At 71.9% G+C, this 3,913-nt stretch carries 2 protein-coding genes; one reads left to right on the forward strand and one right to left on the reverse strand.

Annotated elements, in window-relative coordinates:
- On the reverse strand, nt 1–1,934 hold a 1,934-nt coding region (locus NBZ85_RS28700), incomplete at its 3' end, for a nucleoside-diphosphate sugar epimerase/dehydratase (RefSeq protein WP_261563075.1).
- 117 nt (nt 1,935–2,051) lie between these two features.
- Between NBZ85_RS28700 and NBZ85_RS28705 the strand changes: the two genes are divergently transcribed.
- Complete coding sequence (locus tag NBZ85_RS28705) at nt 2,052–3,875, forward strand: tyrosine-protein kinase domain-containing protein (protein ID WP_261555914.1); 1,824 nt, start codon at nt 2,052–2,054, stop codon at nt 3,873–3,875.
- The last annotated feature ends 38 nt before the right edge of the window (nt 3,876–3,913 follow it).

Below are 3,913 nucleotides of genomic sequence, written 5' to 3' on the forward strand. Positions count from 1 at the left end.
GTCCAGGGCACGGCGGCGGTGGTTGCCGCGGTGGCGCGGGCGGCCGTGACGTCGGCGGCCAGGGGAACAGGGACGAGGGCGTCCTCGCCGGCCAGGGCGGCGAGCTCGGCCATGATCTCCGCCGGCGCGGCCCAGGGGTCGAGGGCGAGTACCCGGGTCGGGTCCAGCGGGGGCACGGCGACGTGAGAGATCAGGGGATGGTGCGGGCGCTGGTCGGTCTCGCCGGCGCCGAACAGCTCCTCGTGCAGCTTCTCCCCGTGGCCCAGTCCAGTGTAGATGATCTCGATCGGCTGGTTCTCGCGGGCCGCGAGCCGTGCGGCGACATCCGCGATCCGCACCGGTTCGCCCATGTCGAGGACGAGGGCCTCGCCGGCGGAGCCGAGGGCGCCGGCCTGCAGCACAAGCTGCACGGCCTCGGGGATGGTCATGAAGTACCGGGTCACGTCGGGATGGGTGACCGTGATCGGCCCGCCCATGGCGAGCTGGCCGGCAAAGACGGTGAGCACGGAGCCGTTGCTGCCCAGCACGTTGCCGAACCGCACGCTGACCAGCGTCCCGCTGGTCTCGTGGGCCAGATGGGCGGTGAGCCGTTCGGTGATCCGCTTGGAGTAGCCCAGCGCGCTGACCGGGTTGGCGGCCTTGTCCGTCGAGATGTTCACCAGCCGCTCGACGCCGCAGGCCACGGCCGTCTGCAGGATCGCCAGGGTGCCCCAGACGTTGGTCTTCACCGACTCACCGGGGAAGCGTTCGAGCAGTGGGAGGTGTTTGAGGGCCGCGGCATGGAACACGACCTGCGGGCGACGCTCCATGAACAAGGTGGTGACGAGGTCGAGGTCGCGGATGTCGCCGAGCACGATCGTGTCGTCGTCGAGCATCGCGCGGCCCGAGATCGACAGCTGCACCGCCCGCAGCGCGGACTCGTCCCGATCCATCATGATCAGTTCTTCCGGGCCGTAGCCGGCGATCTGCCGGCACAGCTCCGAGCCGATCGACCCGCCCGCGCCGGTCACCAGCACTCGGCGGCCCACCAGGTAACTCGCGGCGGCGGCGACGTCGGTGCGGACCTGGCGGCGGCCCAGCAGATCGGCGAGATCCAGGTCGCGGATGTCGCCGACGCCGACCCGCCCTTCGATCAGATCGCCGACCTTGGGGAGGACCTTCACCCTGAGGCCGGCGCTCTCGGCGATTCTGCTGATCTCCCGGAGTAGTCCGGCCTCCGCGCTCGGGATGGCCACCAGCAGGGTCCTGGCACCGGTGGTTGCCGCGACCCGGCCGATCGCCTCCCGTCCGCCGAGTACCCGCACCCCGAACAGCCGTAGGTTGCACAGGTTCGGGTCGTCGTCGAGCAGCGCGACGGGGTAGTAGGGGCTGTCCTGGGTGCGCAGCATCGCCGCGAGGACCCCTTCGGCTCCGTGGCCGGCGCCGAAGATCATAACCGGCTCGGCGCTGTCCCTGTTCGGCCGGCGCAGTTGTTCCTCCAGCAGCCGCCACAGGTAGCGCACGCCGAACATCACGACCAGGGTCACTGCACCGCCGAGCGGCGGCACGCTCAGCGGCATCGGGCGCGGCGAGCCGAACGCGGCGACGACGACGAGCACACCGACGATCGTCAGCAGCACCGCCACGAGCAGCCCGAGGACCTCCTCGAAGCCACCGAACCGGTAGCGCCCCAGGTAGAGGTGCAGCGCCGTGCCCAGGAAGTGGAGCAGGCAGACCGCCAGGGCGCAGATCACCCAGAAGCCGAGGTCGGTCAGGGCATCGCGGGCGAAGTCGAACCTTCCGAGCTGGGCGGCGGTGAGACCGAGGATCATCGCCGCGCTGTCGAGGGCGATCTGTAGCCCGACTCGCTGGCGGAGGTTGAGCCGCGAGACGCGCCGCGCGAGGTGAGCTGTCCGTCGGTCGCCGACCGTGCCGTCTACTCTACGTCTCCACATGAGGTCATAGAGTAAACGTGACGGAGAGTAAAAGAATCGCTACTCATCGAGTATGTTGAGGTGGTCCTCGATGACGGCGAGTGGGCGTCATATACATCCCGGGAGGGTGGTCGACGAGTGGAACTGCGTGACTATGTCCGCGTCCTTCGCCGCAGCTGGATGCTCATGGTGGCCTGCGTGGTGCTCGGCGGCCTGCTTGCCGCCGCCGCGACCTGGCGGGGGACGAAGGAGTACGCCGCGTCCGTGACCATGGTCGTCTCCTCACCCGACAAGGCCGAGGGCGCCGCATCGGCTTACCAGGGCGGCCTGCTCTCACAGCAGCGGGTGAAGTCGTACGCGAACCTCGTGGCCAGCGAGCGGGTGGCCGCCTCGGTCATCGGCCGGCTCCACCTGAAGACGACCCCGGAGACGCTGCGGGGGCAGATCTCCGCGCAGGCGGTCCCGGACACCGTGCTGCTGCGCGCCACCGTCCGTGACCGGGTGCCGAGAAGGGCTCAGTCGATCGCCGACGCGGTCGGCGAGTCGTTCTCCCTCGCCGTCGCCCAGATCGAGGCGCCCACCGACAACGAACCGCCGTCCGTGCGGGTGAGTGTCTGGGAACGCGCCAAGCTGCCGGTCACGCCGGTCTCGCCGCAGCCGGCCCGCAACCTGGCTCTCGGTGTGCTGCTCGGGCTGATCGCCGGCATCGCGGCGGCGCTTGTCCGCTTCCGCCTGGACACCAGCATCTCCGGGGAGGAGGACGCCCGGGAATCGACGGATCTGCCCAACCTCGCCGTGATCGCCTACGACGCCGACGCGGTCCGCCGGCCGCTCATCATCAACGCCCGGCCGCACTCCGCCCGCGCGGAGGCCTTCCGCCAGCTGCGCACCAACCTGCAGTTCGTCGACGTCGACGCCGGCCCCCGGTCGATCCTCGTCAGCAGCTCCGTGCCGGGCGAGGGCAAGACCACCACGATCTGCAACCTGGCGATCAGCCTGGCCCAGGGCGGTGCCCGGGTCTGCCTGATCGAGGGCGACCTGCGCCGGCCGTCGTTCGGTGAATACCTCGGTGTCGAGTCCGCAGCCGGTCTGACCTCCGTCCTCATCGGCGCCGCCGACCTCGACGACGTGCTGCAGCCGTGGGGCGAAGGCCGGGTCGGAGAGGGCCGGGTCGAGGTGCTCGCCTCCGGACCGGTCCCCCCGAACCCCAGCGAGCTGCTGGGTTCCAAGGGCATGGCCGACCTCATCGAGCTGCTGCAGGCTCGGTTCGACATCGTGCTGATCGACGCCCCGCCGCTGCTGCCGGTGACCGACGCCGCGGTGCTCGCGACCCGGGCCGAGGGGGTCCTGCTGGTGGCCCGGGTCGGCCGGACCCGCCGCGAGCAGCTTCGCCGCGCCGCCGAGACGTTGCGCGCGATCGACGCCCGGATGGTCGGCACAGTGCTGAACATGGTCCCGACGAAGGGACCGGACGCCTACTACTTCGCCCAGTACGGTAGCTACGCGCCGCGGGGCCGGCACGCCCGTTCGTCGACGGTCCGGGTGGCCGATCTCCCCGCGCCGGACGTCGGCGTCGGGCCCGCCCGACCGCTCGGGGCCTCCGCGGCGACCGGCGCCTCGTCGGGGGGAACGTCGCCGGCCGCCGCGTCCGGCCGTTCCGGCGGCCACCGCGCCGCAACCGCCGGGAGTGGGCGCGAAGCCGTTGCCGTGCCGGCCGCGCGGGAGCCGATCGACGCCGACCCGTCCGCTGCGGCGGATCCTCGCGGGCCGGCTGAGCTGGCCGGCACCGCCCCGCGCGGCGGCTCCGCTACCGCGGGGCGCGTCCGCAACCGCCGAGGAGAGGCCAAGCGGGGCGACGCGGGCCGGTCCGCGACAGAGCCGTCGGCGGACCGACCGGCGGCCAGCGGCCACCCCGACAACTCGGGCAGCGCCGGTGCCGCCAGCTCGCCGTCCCCCCGGTGACGGCTGGGAACTCGGGGGCGAGGGGATCAGAGGAAAGC

This window comes from Frankia tisae (genome assembly GCF_025403405.1).
In the GTDB taxonomy this organism is placed as follows: Bacteria; Actinomycetota; Actinomycetes; order Frankiales; family Frankiaceae; genus Frankia; species Frankia tisai.